The organism is Roseococcus sp. YIM B11640 (genome assembly GCF_049727625.1).
Taxonomy (GTDB): Bacteria; Pseudomonadota; Alphaproteobacteria; order Acetobacterales; family Acetobacteraceae; genus Roseococcus.
Genome location: NZ_JBBJOZ010000001.1, coordinates 277432 through 294233 on the forward strand (window position 1 = coordinate 277432; position 16802 = coordinate 294233).

Sequence of the window (16802 nt, forward strand, 5' to 3'; positions counted from 1 at the left end):
CTCAGGCGAGATGCGCGGCGGGGCCCATGAGATGCTCGCGCATCCGGGCCTGCAGGATGGCGCCCTCGCGCGGCGGCAGCACGAGCGGCAGGTTGGCGGCGTCGATCTTCGCCACCGCGAAGAAGGGCCCTTCCTTCTTGTGGATGGCGGCCTTCAGCGCGGGCACCTCCTCGGGCTTCGTCACCAGCATGGTGTGCCGGATGCCGGCGCCCTCGGCCATCTTCACGAGATCCGTGCCGTGGCGCGTCGCGGTCTCCTGCATGCCGGTCTCGCCGTAGTGCTCGTTGTCCTGCACGACAATCGCGAGGTTCTTCGGCGCCTGGTGCGCGATGGTGGCGAGGCTGCCGATGCCCATCAGCATCTCGCCGTCGCCGGTCAGCACCAGCACCGTCTTGTCCGGCTGCGCGAGTGCCAAGCCGAGGCCGATCATGGCCGCGCCGCCCATGCCGCCCCAGAGCGGGAGGTTCTGCGGGCCGTCGCCTACCGCCGTGATATCCCAGGCGGGGGCGCCGAGGCCGGCGACGACCAGCATGTCGCCGCGATCCTCGAAGAGGGCGCGCGTCAGGTCGCGCCGGTCCAGCTTGCCGGAGGCTCCGAGCTTCACCATGGCCTCAGTCCTTCCCGAAGGTCTTGGCGCCGAGCACCCGCTGGCCGATCAGCGTCGCGGTGGGGCGGAAGGTGTTGTAGGCGAGCTTGAGCGTCGCCTCGACGGTGGGCGCGACATCGGCCGCGTGGTCGGCGCGGTGCACCAGCGTGCCCATCGCCTCCAGCACGGCCTGCGTCGCCTGGCCCATGGCGACCTGCGCCGGATTGAATTCGCCGAAATCGCCGCGCATCGTGATGATCATCGGCATCGGCGTGCGATGGATGCTCGAGAGCGAGAGCATGTTGATGCAGTTGCCCACGCCAGAAGACTGCATGAGCAGTACCGAGCGATCGCCGCCCAGCCAGGCGCCCTGCATGAGGGCGACGCCTTCCTCCTCGGTCGTCAGCGTGACGACGCGGAGCTCGTTGTCGGCAAGGCAGCGCTTGATGAGGCGCGAATGGCCGGCATCGGGCACCAGCGCCACCTGCCGGACATTGTACTGCTTCAGCAGGTCGTAGATGCGGTCGGGCCAGTCGGCCACCGCGTCGGGCGCGCTTTCGATGACGTTGCGATCCATGGATGTCCTCCGTTGGGGGGAAGTCTCCGTCCGGGGGCGCGATCTGACAAGCCGGTGGGGCGCAGGATGTCGTTGCGATTTCCGCGCCCCCGGCCGATCCTGGGGGCCTTCAGGCGGAAAGGGGCGGCATGGCGTTCCGGCATGCGATCGGCGGCACGAGCTACGTCTTCGGCGATCTGCGGACGCTGCTGGCCAAGGCCACGCCCTTCCGCTCGGGCGATGCGCTGGCCGGGGTCGCGGCCGTCAGCGCAGCCGAGCGGGTCGCGGCGCAGCGGGCGCTGGCGGACCTGCCGCTGCGGCATTTTCTGGGCGAGGCGGTTATTCCTTATGAGGAAGACGACGTCACCCGCCTGATCCTGGACAGCCACGACGCGGCGGCCTTCGCCCCCGTCGCCCATCTTACCGTGGGCGGCTTCCGGGACTGGCTGCTGGCAGCCGCGCCGGAGGAGGTCTCGCCGCTGGCGCGCGGCCTGATGCCGGAGATGGCGGCCGCCGTCTCCAAGATCATGCGCGTGTCGGACCTCATCGCCGTGGCCCAGAAGTGCCGGGTGGTGACGCGGTTCCGCAACACGATCGGCCTTCCGGGCACGCTCTCCATCCGCCTCCAGCCCAACCACCCGACCGATGATGCGCGCGGCGTCGCTGCCTCGGTGCTGGATGGGCTCCTGCTGGGCGCGGGGGATGCCGTGATCGGCATCAACCCCGCCACCGACAATATCGAGGCGGTGCTGCGCCTGCTCGACATGCTCGACAATGTCCGCACCCGCTTCGACATCCCGACCCAGAGCTGTGTGCTGAGCCATGTCACGACCTCCCTGCTGGCGATGGAGCGTGGCGCGCCGCTGGACCTCGTCTTCCAGTCCATCGGCGGCACGCAGGGGGTGAACGAGAGCTTCGGCGTCACGCTTGGCATGCTGCGCGAGGCCGAGGATGCGGCCCTGGCGCTGGGCCGTGGCACGGTCGGCCAGGACGTGATGTATTTCGAGACGGGCCAGGGCAGCGCGCTCTCGGCCGAAGCACATCGCGGCGTGGACCAGCAGACCATCGAGGCGCGGGCCTACGGTGTGGCGCGAGCCTATTCGCCGCTGCTGGTGAATAGCGTCGTCGGCTTCATCGGGCCGGAATACCTCTTCGACGGGAAGCAGATCCTGCGCGCCGGGCTGGAGGACCATTTCTGCGGCAAGCTGCTCGGCATCCCGATGGGGGTGGACATCTGCTACACCAACCATGCCGAGGCCGATCAGGACGACATGGACACCCTGCTCACCTGTCTCGCAGTGGCGGGCGTGACCTACATCATGGGCGTGCCAGGCGCGGATGACGTGATGCTGGCATACCAGTCCACCTCCTTCCACGACGGGCTCTATGCGCGCGCCGCGCTGGGCAAGACGCCCGCGCCCGAATTCGCGGCCTGGCTGGAGCGCATGGGCATCGGCGAGAGCGAGGCGATCCCTGCCGCCATGTCGCCGGCCCTGATCGGGCTCGAATGAGCGCGCCGTCGGTCTGGCGCGACCTGCGCCGCTTCACCGGGGCGCGCGTCGGCATCGGCCGCGCCGGCAACGCCGTGCCGACCTCGGCGCATCTCGATTTCCAGGAGGCGCATGCCGCCGCCCGCGATGCCGTCTGGTCCGCGCTCGACGTGGAGGCCCTGCGCGCCGAGCTCGGCCCCGTGCCGGTGCTGCACAGCGAGGTGGAGGATCGCCGCTCCTATCTGCTGCGCCCCGATCTCGGCCGCCGCCTGCGCGACGCCGATCGCGAGGGCCTGCCGCGCACCGGGGGCACGGCGATCGTCATCGCGGACGGGCTCTGCGCCAGCGGCGTGCAGCGCCAGGCCGTGCCGCTCATCCGGGCGCTCGCCGCCGAATGGCCGGTGGTGATCGTGCAGCAAGGACGCGTCGCCATCGGCGACGATATCGGCGAGGCCATGGGAGCCGAGGCCGTTGTCGTTCTGATCGGCGAACGGCCGGGCCTCTCCGCGCAGGACAGCATGGGCGCCTACCTCACCTGGTCGCCGCGCCGTGGCCGCACGGATGCGGAACGGAACTGCATCAGCAACATCCGCCCCGGCGGGCTGAGCCCGGCGGATGCCGCAACCAAGATCCATTGGCTCCTGCGCGGGGCGCGTGCCCTGGGCGCCACCGGCGTCGCGCTGAAGGACGACATGCCCACGGGCGGGGTGGCGCTTCCGGGGAGCATTGCCTAGCCTCGGCCGCAAAGCCCGAGGAGCTCCGAGAAATGCGTTGGTTGTCGATGCTGGCCGCCCTGCTGCTGGCCCTGCCTGCCCAGGCTCAGGACTTTCCGACTCGGCCGGTGCAGATGATCATTCCCTTCCCGCCGGGCGGCAACACGGACCTGATGGCGCGCGCGCTGCAGGCCGAGCTTTCCAAGGCGCTGGGCCAGCCGGTGGTCGGCGTGAACCGCGGCGGCGCGGCCGGCGCCATCGGCAATGCCGAGCTCTTCCGCACGCGGGGCGACGGCTACACCATCGGCATCTCGCCCAACAACGCGATCACCACGCAGCCCTATCTTCAGAGCGTGAACTACACCGCCGAGGGCTTTCGCTACCTTTGCCTGGTCTACGACAACCCGCAGGTGCTGATCCTCGGCCGCAACGCGCCCTTCACGGACTTCGCCGGCATGGTGGCGCATGCGCGCACGGGGCCGGAGGCGCTGACCTACGCCGTGCCCGGCATGGGCAGCACGCAGCACATCCTGACCGTGCAGCTGCTGCGCGCCATCGGGGTGACGGGCCTCGCCGTTCCCTTCACGGGCGCGGGCCCCATCGCGCAGGCCGCGCTGGCGGGGCAGATCCATGTCTTCGTCGAAGCCGGCTCCATCCCCGCCGCGACAGGCCTTGGCGTCCTCGCGGTGCTGGGCTCGCAGCGGCTGCCCGCGCTGCCGAACGTGCCCAGCACGGCGGAGCTGGGCTACCCGATGGCCGGCACCACCTATGGCGGGCTGATCGCGCCGGCCGACCTGCCGGACAACATCGCCGCCACCATCGAGCGCGCCTGCCAGACGGCCGTCGGCAGCGAGGGCTTCCGCACCGCGGCCGAGCGGCTGAACGCGGTGCCGAGCTTCGCGCCCGGCGCCGCCTTCCGCGAGCGTTTCGTCGCCGAGAGCCGCGTAAACCGCGCCCTGCTGCAGGAGCTCGGGATCTCGCGGCAATAGACGGCGGGGGCGTTTCCGCGCGACAAGCGCGGCGTGCCCCGCATCACCATCGACGATGCCGACCTGGAAGAGGATTTCCTTCGCTCCTCCGGGCCCGGCGGCCAGAACGTCAACAAGCTGGAGACCGCCGTCCAGCTTCGCTACCACGCCTACCGCGCGGGGCTGCCGGAGCGCGTCTATACGCGGCTTAAGACCCTGGCAGGGCGGCGCATGACCAAGGACGGCATCGTCGTCATCACCGCCCAGCAGCACCGCACGCGCGAGCGCAACCGGGAGGATGCGATGGTGCGGCTGACGGAGCTGCTGGAGGAGGCCGCGAAGCCCCCGCCGCCGGTCCGCCGCCCGACCAAGCCCACCAAGGGCTCGCAAACCCGGCGCATGGACAGCAAGACCAAGCGGGGCGCGACCAAGCGCCTGCGATCGGGACCGATCTCCGAATAATTGCATGCGAAATCATGTTGTGATGGGCGCTCCGCCCGCATAGCCTCCCAGTAAGGGAGGGCATGACATGGCGGTGGGTTTCGGCGGCAGCTCCGTGTTCAACCGGGCCTCGCCTTCCAGCTATCCGCGCTGCGTCGCGGCCATTCTGCGCGACTATGCGACGGTGCCGCGGCCGCCGGCGCGCATCCTCGACGTGGGCGGGACCGAGCGCGGCTTCCGCTCCAAGGCGCCCGGGGTCACGGTCGTCATTGCCAACCCGCAGAAGGGCGTGGGGGCGGATGTCGACTACGTCTCCAACATCGGGCCGGATGTGGAGGGCTTCGACCTCGCGATGCTCTTTGGCCTGATCATGTACCTGAAGCCGGAGGAGGTGGCCGGGCTGCTGCGCGACGTGAAGCAGCGGCTCCGCGGCCCGGCGACGGTGATGATCGCGGAGCCGGACCCTGAGACCGGCTGGGGCTGGGCCGAGATCCAGGCGAAGAAGATCGTGGCGGCGCTCGGCGCCTTCCCGCCCGACCGCTTCAACTTCCACACCAAGGGCCAGGCCACGGAGCTGCTGCGGCAGGCTGGCTTCAACCGCGTGCGGGAACGCGCGGACCTGATCCCCACCTTCCGCGATTCCGCGCCGCTGCCCGCGCCGCGCCCGGCCTACTACGTGCTGGCCGCGCAGGTGTGACTTGTCGCGCCGGTGAGCCGGGCGCAGGCTGGGATCGTAACGAAAAAGCCCCGGAGGAACGTCCATGCGCCCATTGCTGCCCGCGATCCTGCTCGCCGCCACGCTCGCCATGCCGGCCCTGGCGCAGGAGCGCTTTCCCCAGATCCCGGCCGACCAGCGCACCCCCGCGCAGCAGGCGCTGGCGGCCGCGATCCAGAGCGGGCCGCGCGCCAATGTGCCGGGCCGCGACAATTCCATCGGCGGGCCCTTCAACATCTGGCTCCGCAGCCCGGGCGTGGGCGACCGCATCCAGCAGCTGGGCGCGGAGCTGCGCTTCCGCAGCTCCATCCCGACCGACCTCAATGAGTTCGCGATCCTGATCACCGCGCGCGAATGGTCCTCGCAATACGAGTGGTTCGCGCATCATCGCCTGGCGCTGGCGGCGGGCCTGCCGGCTTCCGTCGCCAACGACCTCGCGCAGGGGCGCCGGCCCGAGGGCATGACGGAGGACCAGCGCATCGTCTACGACTTCTGCACCGAGATGCACCGAGACCGTTTTGTCTCCGATGCCACCTTTGCCGCCGCGAAGGCGCGCTTCGGCGAGCAGGGCGTCGTCGATCTGATCGCGGTCAGCGGCTACTACGTGCTGGTTTCGATGACGCTGAACGTGGGCCGCGTTGCGGTGCCGGGTGGCGGCACGCCGCTGCCGACGCTGAACCGTTGAAGTGGGCGCCGCGGCCCGAGGCCGAGCCTCGGGCCGCAAGCACGAAATCACCTCAGCAGCTGGCCGCCATCCACGACTATCGTGTGGCCCGTCACCCAGTTCGCCAGGGGCGAGGCGAGGAACAGCACCGCATTGGCCACCTCCTCCGGCGTGCCCATGCGGCCGAAGGGAATGGAGGCCAGCGTGCGGTTGTAGAGCTCCGGCGCCTCGGTCTTCCGCTTTTCCCAGCTGCCGCCCGGGAATTCGATGGAGCCCGGCGCCACCGCGTTCACGCGAATGCCGAACTCGGCGAAGAGCGCGGCCTGGCTCATGGTGTAGTTTACCAGCAGCGCCTTTACGGCATTGTAGACCGGGCTGCGCGTCGAGGCGCGGAAGCCTGAGATCGAGGAGACATTGACGATGTTGCCCTTGCTCGCCTTCAGCGCGGGCAGCGCGACCTGGGTCGCGCGGAAGGTCGCGAGCACGTCGACGTTCAGCGCCGCGTTCCAGCCTTCCTCGGTATCCACCATGCCGAAGCCGCTGGCGTTGTTCACAAGGACGTCCAGCCCGCCCAGCGCGCCGATCGCCTCGGCCACGTAGGAATTCACCGAATCCTTGTCGCCCAGGTCGCAGGTGCCGGCATGGCCCTTGGCGCCCAGCTCCGCCTTGGTCGCCGCCAGTGCCTCGGCACCGCGCGCGCAGATGGACACGGCCGCGCCGGCCTGCGCGAAGCCGATCGCGACGCTGCGCCCGATGCCTTTGCTGCCGCCGCAGACGATGACGCGCTTGCCCTTGAAGTCGAAGCTCATGCTGGTTTCTCCACTTGCGGCCTGCGACGTCGCAGCCGCGTGATTCCATAGGCGAGTGCCATGCCGGCGGCCAGGATCGCGATCCCCACCAGCGGCCGGTAGAAGAGCCACGCCACGGCGATGATCACCGGCGCGGCAAGGAAGGTCAGGACGCCTGCCAAGGCCATGGTGCCGAAGCCCACCACGGCGCCGAGCGGCGGGATGACATCCGCCAGCACCTTGAGCGGTGCCAGCAGCAGCGACCAGCCGATGAACATCAGCACCACGCCGACGGCGCGCAGGATCCAGGTCAGAAGCTTGTTGTCGTCCTGCGCCTGCTGGAACATGGCGGCGGCGGGCAGCGAGCCCGCGCGCAGGATCAGCAGCCGGTCGCCCGCATTGGTCGCATAGGGGCCGAAGCCGTCGCCCACCTGGGCACCGATGACGGACACCGTCTCCGGATGCGCGTAGCGCCAGGAGATCCTGAGATCCCCCACGCGCGGGTTGTTCGCGTCATTGCCGACATAGCGCGTGGCCTCGCCATTCGCGGGCGTCAGCGGCTCGGCGGCCGGGATGGCCGAAAGCTGGCTCTCGGCGATGCGGAAGCCGCCGAGCGTGACCCCCTGGGCGAAGAAGTTGCGCGAACTCTGCCGCGGCTGCGGGTTCTCGTGGCCATTGGGCTGGCGGAAGCGGCTGGAGTCCACGCGCCCCTCGCGCCATTCGCGGCGGTAGGTGCTGGTCGTCACCGTCTCGGTGCCGCCGCCCATGCGGGTCCGCGTCTCGCTGTGGTTCTCCTCGACCCATTGGTACATCTCGACGATGCGGGCGAGGCGGAGCGTGCCGTTGGGCGGCTTCACGTCGAAATCCGCATCGAAGGGAAGCTGCGTCATCCGTACCGGGCCGGAGACATGGACCAGCTTGCCCTCGTTGGTCGCGTCCGGCCGCTCGGCGGGCACGCTGCGGACGATGCCCGCGCCCTCGGTCAGCGAGCGGGCCGTCTGAACCGCCCGCCCCTCGTTCCAGAACAGCAGCCAGCCCGAGCCGGGCAGGAGCAGCAGGGCGAAGAGCAGTCCCATGAGGGCCCCGCCGATGCGCGAGAACCAGGATTGCGAGGTGGTGCTGGTGAAGCTGTCGCCGTCGCCGCCATCCGGGGTGATCCGGATGGTGTCGTCATCGGAACCGGACATGGCTCGCCTCCCTGACGCTATGGAAGGCGGCGCGGGCGGCGTTGTCCAGAGCTTGACGCGGGAGGGTGGCCGGGCCATCGCCCCCGGCATGGCCGCGCCTCCGCTCCTCATCTTCGACGGCATTCGCTTCACGCTGGGCAACACGCCGCTGCTCCGCGGCGCCGCGATCTCCGTCTCGCCCGGCGAGAGGCTGGCGCTGGTCGGGCGCAACGGCAGCGGCAAGTCCACCCTGCTGCGTATCGCCGCCGGCGAGCTGGAGCCCGAGGACGGCACGCGCTTCCTCCAGCCCGGCGCCACGCTCCGCTACCTGCCGCAGGAGCCCGATCTCTCGGGCCACGCGACGGTGGAGGACTACGTGATGGCGGGCCTCGGCCCCTCGGACGACCCCTACCGGGCGCGTGCGCTACTGGCGGGGCTCGGCCTGACCGGCGCCGAGGAGCCCGGGCGGCTTTCGGGCGGCGAGGCGCGCCGTGCCGCCCTGGCCCGCGCCATCGCGCCCAACCCCGACATCCTGCTGCTGGACGAGCCGACCAACCACCTCGACCTGCCCGCCATCGAATGGCTGGAGCAGGAGCTCGCCTCCATGCGGGGCGCGCTGGTGCTCATCAGCCACGACCGGCGCTTCCTCTCCCGCCTGAGCCGCGCGACGCTCTGGCTGGATCGCGGCGTCACCCGCCGGCTGGACCGCGGCTTCGCCGATTTCGAGGCGTGGCGCGAGGAGCAGCTCGAGATCGAGGAGCAGACGGCCCACAAGCTCGACCGTCAGATCGTGCGCGAGGAGCATTGGCTGCGGCACGGCGTCTCGGCCCGCCGCAAGCGCAACATGCGCCGAGTGGGCGAATTGCACGCCCTGCGCCAGGCGCGGCGGGAGCGCATCCGCCCCACCGGCAGCGTGAAGATGGAGGCGGCCGAGGCCAGCTCCTCCGGCGCGCTCGTCGTCGCGGCCGAGGGCGTGCAGAAATCCTGGGGCGAGACGCCCATCGTGCGGAACTTCTCGACCCGCATCCTGAAAGGCGAGCGCATCGGCATCGTGGGGCCGAACGGGGCGGGCAAGACGACGCTGCTCAACATCCTCATCGGCAAGCTGGCGCCGGATGCGGGCACGGTGAAGCTCGGCAGCAACATCGCCATGGCGGCGCTGGACCAGATGCGGGCCGCGCTGGACCCGAACCGCACCCTGTCCGACACGCTGACGGAAGGGCGCGGCGACCAGGTCTGGGTGGGCGGCAAGCCGCGCCACGTCATCGGCTACATGCAGGACTTCCTCTTCACGCCGGAGCAGGCGCGCACGCCGGTCGGCAAGCTCTCGGGCGGCGAGCGGGGGCGGCTGCTGCTGGCCCAGGCCCTGGCGGCGCCCTCCAACCTGCTGGTGCTGGACGAGCCGACGAACGATCTGGACCTGGAGACGCTCGACCTGCTGGAGGAGCTGCTGGCCGAATATGCCGGCACCGTCCTGCTGGTGAGCCACGATCGCGATTTCCTGGACCGCGTCTGCACCGGCATCGTGATGGCCGAGGGCGAGGGGCGCTGGCAGGACTTCGCGGGGGGCTACAGCGACATGCTGGCCCAGCGGGGCGAGGGCGTGCAGGCGCGCGCCGTGGCCAAGCCGGCGGCACCGGCCCGCGAGGCCGCCGTGCCCCGTGCGGCTGCGGTGCCGGCCAAGAAGCTCAGCTTCAAGGACCAGCACGCGCTCACCACCCTGCCGGCGACCATGGAGCGGCTGCAAAAAGAGATCGGCGTGCTGCAGAACTGGCTCGCCGATCCCGGCCTTTACGCCCGCGACCCCAAGGGTTTCGAGCAGCGCACCGCAGCCCTCGCCGAGCGCCAAAGAGCGCTCGAGGCTGCCGAGGAGGAGTGGCTGCGCCTCGAGATGCTGCGGGAAGAGCTGGAAGGCTAGCGCCGACTACTTCCGGTTCTGCAGCGCCTCGATCAGCGGCACCATCGAGTGCGGGTGCGGGGTCTGGCGCGGCAGCTGGATGGTCTGCATGGGCATGCCGACATGGGCGCCGAACATGCTCACCGGATCCATGTTGCCACGGAAATTCGCGATGGGCGGGAAGGCATCGTCGCCCGAGGCGGCGACGGCCCGGTTCATCAGCGTGACGAATTGCCCGCCCAGGAATCCGGTCGCCAGCGAAGCCAGCGCGCTGACGCCCGCCGAACCGGCCCCGCCCACCGCGGCGCGCAGGGGGTTGGAGGACATCTGGTTGACCAGCGCCAGGGCCCCCGGCGCGTTCCAGGACACGCCCGGCAGGTTGCAGATCGAGCCGACGAGCTGAACGAAGCAGCCGCCCAGCGAGTGGCCGGTGAGCCAGGTGATCTCCGCCTTGCGGGCGGTCATGGCGGTGAACTCGACCGCGTCGTTGATCTTCATCGCGAGCGCGTTGAGGCCCATGCCGATGCCGCCGAGGTCGGCGATCACCGCATCCTTCCAATTCGCGGTCCCGCGGAAGCAGACGCAGGCGATCTTGACCTTGCTCCGGCGCCAGTAGACCCGGGCGCAGAAGTTGTCATTGACATAAAGATCGCGGACCGCATGCGTGTCCCAATCCTTGAGCATCGAGGAATCACTGACTGGCAAGTATATGTCGTTCGCTATCTTCGCCAGACCGAGCAGATCGTACATTAAGCACGCTCCCTTACTCGCACACAGCTGCTTAAGCCCGTGCGATATTGCAACGATTTTCCTTCGTGACTTCAGTGAGCGGAAAAATGCTTCAAATTCATGGGTCGTGTCTATTGCATGACGGGGTTTGAATTGTCGCGTTGGTCGCGTGGCTGCGGCACATTCACGATGGCTCCCGAAAGCTCTAGCCTTGGGACCATGGCCAAGCCCCGCGTCGCCCTCTTCGTCACCTGCCTGGTGGACCTCTACAGGCCCAGTGTCGGCTTCGCGGCCATCCGCCTGCTGGAGGAGGCCGGGTGCGAGGTGGTCGTGCCCGACGCGCAGACCTGCTGCGGCCAGCCCGCCTTCAATGGCGGCGACCGTGCCTCGGCGCGGGAGATCGCCCGCCAGGTGATCGACACCTTCCTGCCCTACGATCACGTCGTGGCGCCCTCGGGCTCCTGCGGCGGGATGATCGCGCAGCACTACCCTTCGCTCTTCGCCGAGTCGGACCCGCTCTACCGAGGCAAGGCCGAGGCGCTCGCCGCCAAGACGCACGAGCTCGTCTCCTTCCTTACGGATGTGATGGGAGTCGAGCGGGTGAAGGCGCGCTACGAGGGCAATGTCACCTATCACGACAGCTGCGCGGGGCTGCGGGAGCTTGGCGTGAAGCGCCAGCCGCGCCGCCTGCTGGACACGGTGGAGGGGCTGCAGGTCACCGAGATGGCCGAGCCCGAGATCTGCTGCGGCTTCGGCGGCACCTTCTGTGTAAAGTACCCCGAGATCTCGACGCGCATGGTCGCGGACAAGACCCAGGATATCGAGCAGACCGGCGCCGACACGTTGCTGGCCGGCGACATGGGCTGCCTGCTGAACATGGCCGGGCGCCTCCGTCGCGAAGGCAGCGCCGTGCATGTGCGTCACGTGGCCGAAGTGCTGGCCGACATGGCGGGCGAGGTCCCGCCCATTGGGGAAGTGCGATGAGCCTGAGCCTTGTGAGCCTCGCGGACGAAGTGGCCGACCGGGGCTTCGCCCGCCGCGGCCCCGCCCAGATCCGGGAGCTGATCCCGGCGCCCGATGCCGTGCTGGAGGATTTCGCCGAAAGCTGGCAGCGGCTCGAGACGGACGGCTTCATGCGCGACGGCGGCCGTTACCGCCTGCGCCGCCTGGCGAATTTCCTGGCCGTCCCGGGCGTGCCCGGCCATCTGCGCGGCCTGCACCGGCCGCACTTCCAGGAGGTGGTGCACAACACCCTCAATGGCGGGCTGGACCGCTGGTTCGCCCCGGTCGAGGACGAGACCATCGCCAACCCCTTCTGCCAGGGCCTGCTCGACCTCGGCCGAGAGGTCGCGGACCGGCTGCACCCCGGCACGCGCTGGTTCGTGGAGATGCACCAGTTCCGCGTGCAGGCGCAGCCCAACTCGCCCGGCCATCCGACGCCGGAAGGCGTGCACCATGACGGCACGGACGTGGTGCTAATCGCGATGGTGGCGCGCACCAACCTCCTCGGCGGCGAGACCATGGTGACGGATGGCGAGCGGCGCACGCTGGCCCGCTTCACCCTGAACGGGCTGCTCGACCTCACCATCCTCGACGACCGCCGCGTGATGCATGGCGTGACGCCGGTCGAGCCGGCGGACCCGGCGCTGCCATCCTGCCGGGATGTGCTGGTGCTGACCTGGAAGCGGGTGGATTAGCGCCTTCCCGGAGGGGCCATCCGCAGGTTTCGCCCTTGCATGTTCCAGCACGAATGTTGTTCATGCAGAGACATAAAATCGGTGATGGAGTGATCGGGTGCAATCGGGTGGGACTGCGGCGCCGGACGATGTCATATCCCCAACGCCTTCCGACCTTGCCGACGAATTCGCCATCCGGCAGCTGATATCGCTCGTGGAGCAATGGCCCGAGCGGACGAACCACAACCTCATAAAGCTGTTCGCCGCGCTGAAGTCGGACGGCGATCGCGTCTTGCTCGACGAGGCGATCCCCTGCATCGCGCGCTTTACCGCCAGCGACAGGGCGCATGCGCGGCAGCTCGCCTCCCTGTTCGAGACTCTCGGGACGAGCGATAGGCCCGACGGTATTCGCGCCGGGCTCGGCTTCGCTGCCGCCCGTCCCGACCGGCCAACCGACTTGATCGGCGTCCTCATGCAGAACTTGGCGACCGTCGATCCCGCCGCGGCCGCGGGCTGGGCGGAGCGAACGATGATGGAACCCGCCCCTGGCCCCGTGGAGGTCATGGCGGCCGCCTGGATCCTGCGTTCGGTCAGAGGGTTCGACGATGAACTGGCCGTGCAGGCCATGCGGCGCGCGATCCTGGCCAATCCGGCCGATCCCACGCTGCTGCGGGCCTGGTTCGAGGACCGGCAGCAACAACTGGGGGTTCTGGAGGCATTCGAGTTGATGGACCGCCTGGCGCAGGAGCCGGGCGCCCCGAAAACCGCGCGCCTGGCAGTCCAGCGCTGGCGCCGGCATAAACTTGACGAGTACATCCAGGGCCTCACGCCCGAACAGGCTGCGGACTGCCGTGCCGTTTGGGAAGACCACCTGAACGGGCGTCCTGGCGACGCGGAGCAATGGGCCCGCGTTTCGGAGATTCCGCAGCAATCCATCCGCGCGGCGATGCTGAGTATGCCGACGCGCACCATCCCGCTCGACTCCGACCATCCCTATGACCTCGGCGTCCTGCGCGAGGCGGGGATCGATCCGGGGCCGCTACGGCAATGGGCGCGGGATCTGCTGCAGGTCCATTCTCCCGAGTGGCGGGAAGCGATCGTCGAACGCGGAAATCCGAGCATCAGTTCGCATGTGCTGAAGATCGAAGGCCCGGTGATGTGGCAGGACCGTTTCGTCCGCGATGGCACCTTGTCCTGCCCCTGTCCGCTCGGTGGAGGAACCGTCTCCGCCTTCGACTCGCTCTATGAGCGGGGGGTGATTTATTACGCCTTCGCCGGCAAGCAGACTTTCTACTTCATGGCAGGCGGCTACGCGATGCGGTCCATCGCGCTCTGGTGCCCGGGGGTGGGCATCCTGCTGTCTCTCGGGGAAAGCGAAATTCTGGCGGAGTCGCCGCTGGTCCCGGGCAGCATCGGCCGCATCCTGAAGCGTGTCGCGGAAAACCGGGAGGCCTCGCTGGCGGCTCGCAACGCGCCGCCCGGACCTCGTGAGATCAAGGTGGTGGTGCGCTACATCCGCAACTTCGCGCACCAAGTCTGGAATATGTACTCAGGGATCGAGCGGCTGGCGACCCAGGGCCTGCTCGGCCGGGCGAGCCGGGTGATCCATTTCTACCCCAACTTCTTCGGACCGTTGGCGCCGCTCTATCCGGAGTTGCCCGGCGAACTCGTCAGCGAAGTCCGCGGCACCGAGGAAACGAATTTCCAGCCCTTCGACACCAGTGAGTTCATCGTCCCGGTCGGCGGCTACTTCATGGGTCGCGGGCTCCGCCGCCGCATCAACCGCGCCATGTCGGAGTACCCGCCCCACCCCTTGGCCCCCGACCCCGCCGACGCCTCCGGCCCCGTCATCTGGATCGGCATACGCGTCACCGACAAGGCCTGGGTCGACCAGGAAAACGGCATCGCCCAGATGTGCCGCCAGATTCTCGCGGAATATCCGGAAGCTACCTTCGTCATCGACGGCTTCACCCTCCCCCTCGGCGAAACAGAGGTCGCCCGCGATTGGGCGCCCGCTATGGCCCGGATGCAGGAAGTCGTGGAAGGTATCTCCGCCCAACTCGGCCGCCCGGACCGCATCGTCAGCCTCGTTGGACAGACCATGCGCGAGGCCGTCATCTGGGCCGGCCGCGCCGACGCCTACGTCGCCCCCCGAGGCACAAGCCAGCACAAGGTCGGCTGGTTCTCCGATGCGCCAGGAATCATCTACACTGACGCCGCCTATGCCAGGATCAACCTGCTGCCGGGTACCTGGGAGGCCGAGGGAATCCCCCGCCCCGTCGTCGTCAGCGGGGTGCCCGACACGGGAATGGAAGGCTCCGTCCAGATCCGTCCCACGCGTCCCAAGATGGAGAACATTCATCTCGACGCCACGGAGGTCGCGAACGCCCTTCTCGCGCTGCTTCGGAGAAGGATGGGCCGCAGCTAGCCGCCCAGCAGCTTGGCCTCGATGGCCCGCAGCCTGTGCCCGAGCTGCGCCTGCGCGCCCTCGATCAGGTCGTTCACATAATCCACCGAAACCGCCGGCGAGAGGCTGGGTGCGGCCGGCAGACGCCCCGACAGCATGGCCTCCAGTGCCGCCATGCGCTCGCGCATCTCCTCGCGCAGCGCGGCGAGCTCGGTCGCCAGCGCCGCGACTTCCCCGGCGAGCGCGGCCGGCGCTTCGGCCTGGCCCGATTTCCCGCGGATCTCCTGCAACTCGGCCTTCAGGGCGCGTGTGCGCAGGGCGAGCTGCGCGGCCAGGGCCTGGGCCACCGGCACAGGGGCGGCATCGAGCGAGAGCGGCAGGGCCTTCAGCCGCCCCTCTTCCGATTCCGCGATGCTGCGAAGCGCCTCGACCCGGCGCGCGGGCTGGCCGGCCACGAAATTCAGGTAATGGCCGAAGCCTGCCTCGTCCGGCCAGCGGCCGAGGGCTGCGAGATAAGCGTTGACGACGAAATCCTCGTCCGAACCGTGCAGCAGGTCGCCCGCGGTGATCATGGCTGGCCCCCCGGAAGATGGATGCCGAGGCGCCGGTAGAGGGCCTGCAGGCGCTCTGCGTAGCGCTCCGGGCTGAATTCGGCGGCCCGGCGGGGACCAGCCTCCTGCAGCCGGCCGCGCAGGTTCTCGTCGCGGTCGAGGGCCTGCAGCGCCTCGGCCATGGCGCGCGTGTCGGTGGGCGTCACGGTCAGGGCGGCGTCGCCCACGACCTCCGGCAGGCTGGAGGTGTTCGACGTCATCACCGCGGTCCCTGCCTGCATCGCCTCCACTGCCGGCAGGCCGAAGCCTTCGTAGAGCGACGGGAAGCAGAGGGCGCGGGCATGGCGCATCAGGATGTCGACGTCGATGCGCGGCACGTAGCCGAGATGCCGGATTCGCCCGTCGACGGAGCGCGTGCCGTTGGCCTCCGTCAGCAGGCGCAGCTCGTCCTTGCCGTGCTCGGCCGTGTTGCCGACGATGATGAAGGGGGTCTCGATGCCCGAGGCGAGGTAGGCGTCGAGGAGCCGCGCCACGTTCTTTCGCGGCTCGACCGTCGAGACGTAGAGGAAGTAGCCGCGTGGCTCCAATCCGTGCGCCGCGCGCAGCCGCGCGACCGACATGGCCTCGTCCAAGGGTTCCGCCGGTGGGAAGACGGGCTGGTAGGTGTTGGTGATGCGGTCGGGCGAGATGCCGAACTGGTCGATGATGTCCTGCCGCGCATGCTCGGACACCGTCACGATATGCTCCGCGTCCCGCACCAGGATGCGCAGCGTGTTCAGCCAGCGCGACTTGATGTCCAGCGTCGCCCAGGGCAGGCGGAGCGGGATCAGGTCATGGATGGTGTAGATGTTGCGCGTGCCCACCAGCCGCATGGCGTGGCTGTAGGTCCAGTGCATCAGCTCGGGCGGCTTGCCCTGGACGCGCACGGGCAGCAGGCGCTTGGTGACGGTGAAGTTCACCAGGGCCCGGCCGAAGGCGTCGTTGGCGTTCCACAGCTCGTCCACCGGGGGGAGGCTCGCGGTGGTGAACTTGCTGAAGGTGACGGCCGTGGTCGCGCTGCTGTCGACCATCTGCGAGATCTGGATGGGCTGGGCGATCGGCCCGCGCGGCTCCCAGGCCATGTCCGTCAGGCGCTGGCGCAGCGACCGGCCGGCGCGCGCCCGGGCGTCGAAAAAGCGCACCTCTCGTTCGGTCGGATCCTTGAGGCGTGGCATCGGCCGGCCGTAGAGCATGCCCAGCGAGGCGCCGAGCGATTTGAGGGTCGCCGCATGGCCACGGGTGTAGGTCGTGATGCCCGTCCCATGGGAATGCGTGAGCGAAAAGCCATCCATCCAGATGCGAGGCGCGTCAGCGGGCATGAAGGCACCTTGCCTTCGCCCCAGCTTCGCGACAAGGCTGCCATGAAATCACCGCCTTCGCTGGCGAAACCCCGACCGTGACACAGGATCGTTACGC

At 69.3% G+C, this 16802-nt stretch carries 17 protein-coding genes; 10 read left to right on the plus strand and 7 right to left on the minus strand.

The features are described 5' to 3' along the window. Position 1: 1 nt before the first annotated feature. Entirely contained in the window at positions 2–607 is a 606-nt protein-coding gene (locus WJM96_RS01405; RefSeq protein ID WP_424810628.1) for a thiamine pyrophosphate-dependent enzyme, read from the minus strand. Positions 608–611: 4 nt separating this feature from the next. Next, on the minus strand, positions 612–1163 hold the full coding sequence (locus tag WJM96_RS01410) for a phosphonopyruvate decarboxylase (RefSeq protein WP_424810629.1): 552 nt from the start codon (positions 1161–1163) through the stop codon (positions 612–614). 128 nt (positions 1164–1291) lie between these two features. Here WJM96_RS01410 and WJM96_RS01415 point away from each other — a divergent pair, with 128 nt between their 5' ends. The 6 genes from WJM96_RS01415 (at position 1292) to WJM96_RS01440 (ending at position 6154) form a co-directional block, all read left to right on the plus strand. Next, positions 1292–2653 (plus strand): ethanolamine ammonia-lyase subunit EutB, encoded by a 1362-nt coding sequence (locus WJM96_RS01415; protein WP_424810630.1) that lies wholly within the window; start codon positions 1292–1294, stop codon positions 2651–2653. Continuing rightward, positions 2650–3366, plus strand: a complete 717-nt coding sequence (gene eutC / locus WJM96_RS01420) for an ethanolamine ammonia-lyase subunit EutC (RefSeq protein ID WP_424810631.1) — start codon at positions 2650–2652, stop codon at positions 3364–3366. Before WJM96_RS01415 ends, eutC begins: the two co-directional genes overlap by 4 nt. Before the next feature lie 32 nt (positions 3367–3398). Then, the gene (locus WJM96_RS01425) at positions 3399–4334 is read left to right on the plus strand and encodes a tripartite tricarboxylate transporter substrate binding protein (RefSeq protein ID WP_424810632.1); all 936 of its coding nucleotides are present in this window, start codon (positions 3399–3401) and stop codon (positions 4332–4334) included. 33 nt (positions 4335–4367) lie between these two features. After that, positions 4368–4775, plus strand: coding sequence for an alternative ribosome rescue aminoacyl-tRNA hydrolase ArfB (gene arfB, locus WJM96_RS01430; RefSeq protein WP_424810633.1), 408 nt, complete (start codon positions 4368–4370; stop codon positions 4773–4775). Positions 4776–4842: 67 nt separating this feature from the next. Beyond that, entirely contained in the window at positions 4843–5451 is a 609-nt protein-coding gene (locus tag WJM96_RS01435) for a hypothetical protein (protein ID WP_424810634.1), read from the plus strand. Between the two features lie 64 nt (positions 5452–5515). Then, positions 5516–6154 carry a carboxymuconolactone decarboxylase family protein gene (locus tag WJM96_RS01440; protein WP_424810635.1) on the plus strand — a complete coding sequence of 213 codons (639 nt, stop codon included), beginning with the start codon at positions 5516–5518 and terminating at the stop codon, positions 6152–6154. A gap of 47 nt (positions 6155–6201) precedes the next feature. Here WJM96_RS01440 and WJM96_RS01445 read toward each other — a convergent pair whose 3' ends face one another. Beyond that, positions 6202–6942 carry an SDR family NAD(P)-dependent oxidoreductase gene (locus WJM96_RS01445; protein WP_424810636.1) on the minus strand — a complete coding sequence of 247 codons (741 nt, stop codon included), beginning with the start codon at positions 6940–6942 and terminating at the stop codon, positions 6202–6204. After that, complete coding sequence (locus WJM96_RS01450) at positions 6939–8108, minus strand: TMEM43 family protein (protein ID WP_424810637.1); 1170 nt, start codon at positions 8106–8108, stop codon at positions 6939–6941. Before WJM96_RS01450 ends, WJM96_RS01445 begins: the two co-directional genes overlap by 4 nt. An 88-nt stretch (positions 8109–8196) precedes the next feature. On the opposite strand from WJM96_RS01450, the gene WJM96_RS01455 reads away from it, so the two are divergent. Further along, positions 8197–10005 carry an ABC-F family ATP-binding cassette domain-containing protein gene (locus WJM96_RS01455; RefSeq protein WP_424810638.1) on the plus strand — a complete coding sequence of 603 codons (1809 nt, stop codon included), beginning with the start codon at positions 8197–8199 and terminating at the stop codon, positions 10003–10005. A 6-nt stretch (positions 10006–10011) separates the two neighbouring features. On the opposite strand, the gene WJM96_RS01460 is transcribed toward WJM96_RS01455, so the two are convergent. Beyond that, positions 10012–10668: a hypothetical protein gene (locus WJM96_RS01460; RefSeq protein ID WP_424810639.1), complete on the minus strand. Its 657-nt coding sequence runs from the start codon at positions 10666–10668 to the stop codon at positions 10012–10014. A 264-nt stretch (positions 10669–10932) separates the two neighbouring features. Here WJM96_RS01460 and WJM96_RS01465 point away from each other — a divergent pair, with 264 nt between their 5' ends. The 3 genes from WJM96_RS01465 (at position 10933) to WJM96_RS01475 (ending at position 14817) form a co-directional block, all read left to right on the plus strand. Then, complete coding sequence (locus WJM96_RS01465; RefSeq protein WP_424810640.1) at positions 10933–11697, plus strand: (Fe-S)-binding protein; 765 nt, start codon at positions 10933–10935, stop codon at positions 11695–11697. Next, on the plus strand, positions 11694–12410 hold the full coding sequence (locus tag WJM96_RS01470; protein WP_424810641.1) for a 2OG-Fe dioxygenase family protein: 717 nt from the start codon (positions 11694–11696) through the stop codon (positions 12408–12410). Before WJM96_RS01465 ends, WJM96_RS01470 begins: the two co-directional genes overlap by 4 nt. 97 nt (positions 12411–12507) lie before the next feature. Continuing rightward, a complete protein-coding gene (locus tag WJM96_RS01475) occupies positions 12508–14817 on the plus strand; it encodes a hypothetical protein (protein ID WP_424810642.1) in 2310 nt (769 codons plus the stop codon). Here the strand turns inward: WJM96_RS01475 and WJM96_RS01480 are convergent. Beyond that, positions 14814–15368 carry a DUF4214 domain-containing protein gene (locus WJM96_RS01480; RefSeq protein ID WP_424810643.1) on the minus strand — a complete coding sequence of 185 codons (555 nt, stop codon included), beginning with the start codon at positions 15366–15368 and terminating at the stop codon, positions 14814–14816. The genes WJM96_RS01475 and WJM96_RS01480 overlap by 4 nt on opposite strands. Further along, positions 15365–16705 (minus strand): glycosyltransferase family 4 protein, encoded by a 1341-nt coding sequence (locus WJM96_RS01485; protein ID WP_424810644.1) that lies wholly within the window; start codon positions 16703–16705, stop codon positions 15365–15367. Before WJM96_RS01485 ends, WJM96_RS01480 begins: the two co-directional genes overlap by 4 nt. Between the last annotated feature and the right edge of the window lie 97 nt (positions 16706–16802).

Coding starts and splice junctions, on each gene's coding strand:
- WJM96_RS01405 (WP_424810628.1), bottom strand. CDS start 607: ATGGTGAAGCTCGGAGCCTCCGGCAAGCTGGACCGGCGCGACCTGACG.
- WJM96_RS01410 (WP_424810629.1), bottom strand. CDS start 1,163: ATGGATCGCAACGTCATCGAAAGCGCGCCCGACGCGGTGGCCGACTGG.
- WJM96_RS01415 (WP_424810630.1), top strand. CDS start 1,292: ATGGCGTTCCGGCATGCGATCGGCGGCACGAGCTACGTCTTCGGCGAT.
- eutC (WP_424810631.1), top strand. CDS start 2,650: ATGAGCGCGCCGTCGGTCTGGCGCGACCTGCGCCGCTTCACCGGGGCG.
- WJM96_RS01425 (WP_424810632.1), top strand. CDS start 3,399: ATGCGTTGGTTGTCGATGCTGGCCGCCCTGCTGCTGGCCCTGCCTGCC.
- WJM96_RS01435 (WP_424810634.1), top strand. CDS start 4,843: ATGGCGGTGGGTTTCGGCGGCAGCTCCGTGTTCAACCGGGCCTCGCCT.
- WJM96_RS01440 (WP_424810635.1), top strand. CDS start 5,516: ATGCGCCCATTGCTGCCCGCGATCCTGCTCGCCGCCACGCTCGCCATG.
- WJM96_RS01445 (WP_424810636.1), bottom strand. CDS start 6,942: ATGAGCTTCGACTTCAAGGGCAAGCGCGTCATCGTCTGCGGCGGCAGC.
- WJM96_RS01450 (WP_424810637.1), bottom strand. CDS start 8,108: ATGTCCGGTTCCGATGACGACACCATCCGGATCACCCCGGATGGCGGC.
- WJM96_RS01455 (WP_424810638.1), top strand. CDS start 8,197: ATGGCCGCGCCTCCGCTCCTCATCTTCGACGGCATTCGCTTCACGCTG.
- WJM96_RS01460 (WP_424810639.1), bottom strand. CDS start 10,668: ATGCTCAAGGATTGGGACACGCATGCGGTCCGCGATCTTTATGTCAAT.
- WJM96_RS01465 (WP_424810640.1), top strand. CDS start 10,933: ATGGCCAAGCCCCGCGTCGCCCTCTTCGTCACCTGCCTGGTGGACCTC.
- WJM96_RS01470 (WP_424810641.1), top strand. CDS start 11,694: ATGAGCCTGAGCCTTGTGAGCCTCGCGGACGAAGTGGCCGACCGGGGC.
- WJM96_RS01480 (WP_424810643.1), bottom strand. CDS start 15,368: ATGATCACCGCGGGCGACCTGCTGCACGGTTCGGACGAGGATTTCGTC.
- WJM96_RS01485 (WP_424810644.1), bottom strand. CDS start 16,705: ATGCCCGCTGACGCGCCTCGCATCTGGATGGATGGCTTTTCGCTCACG.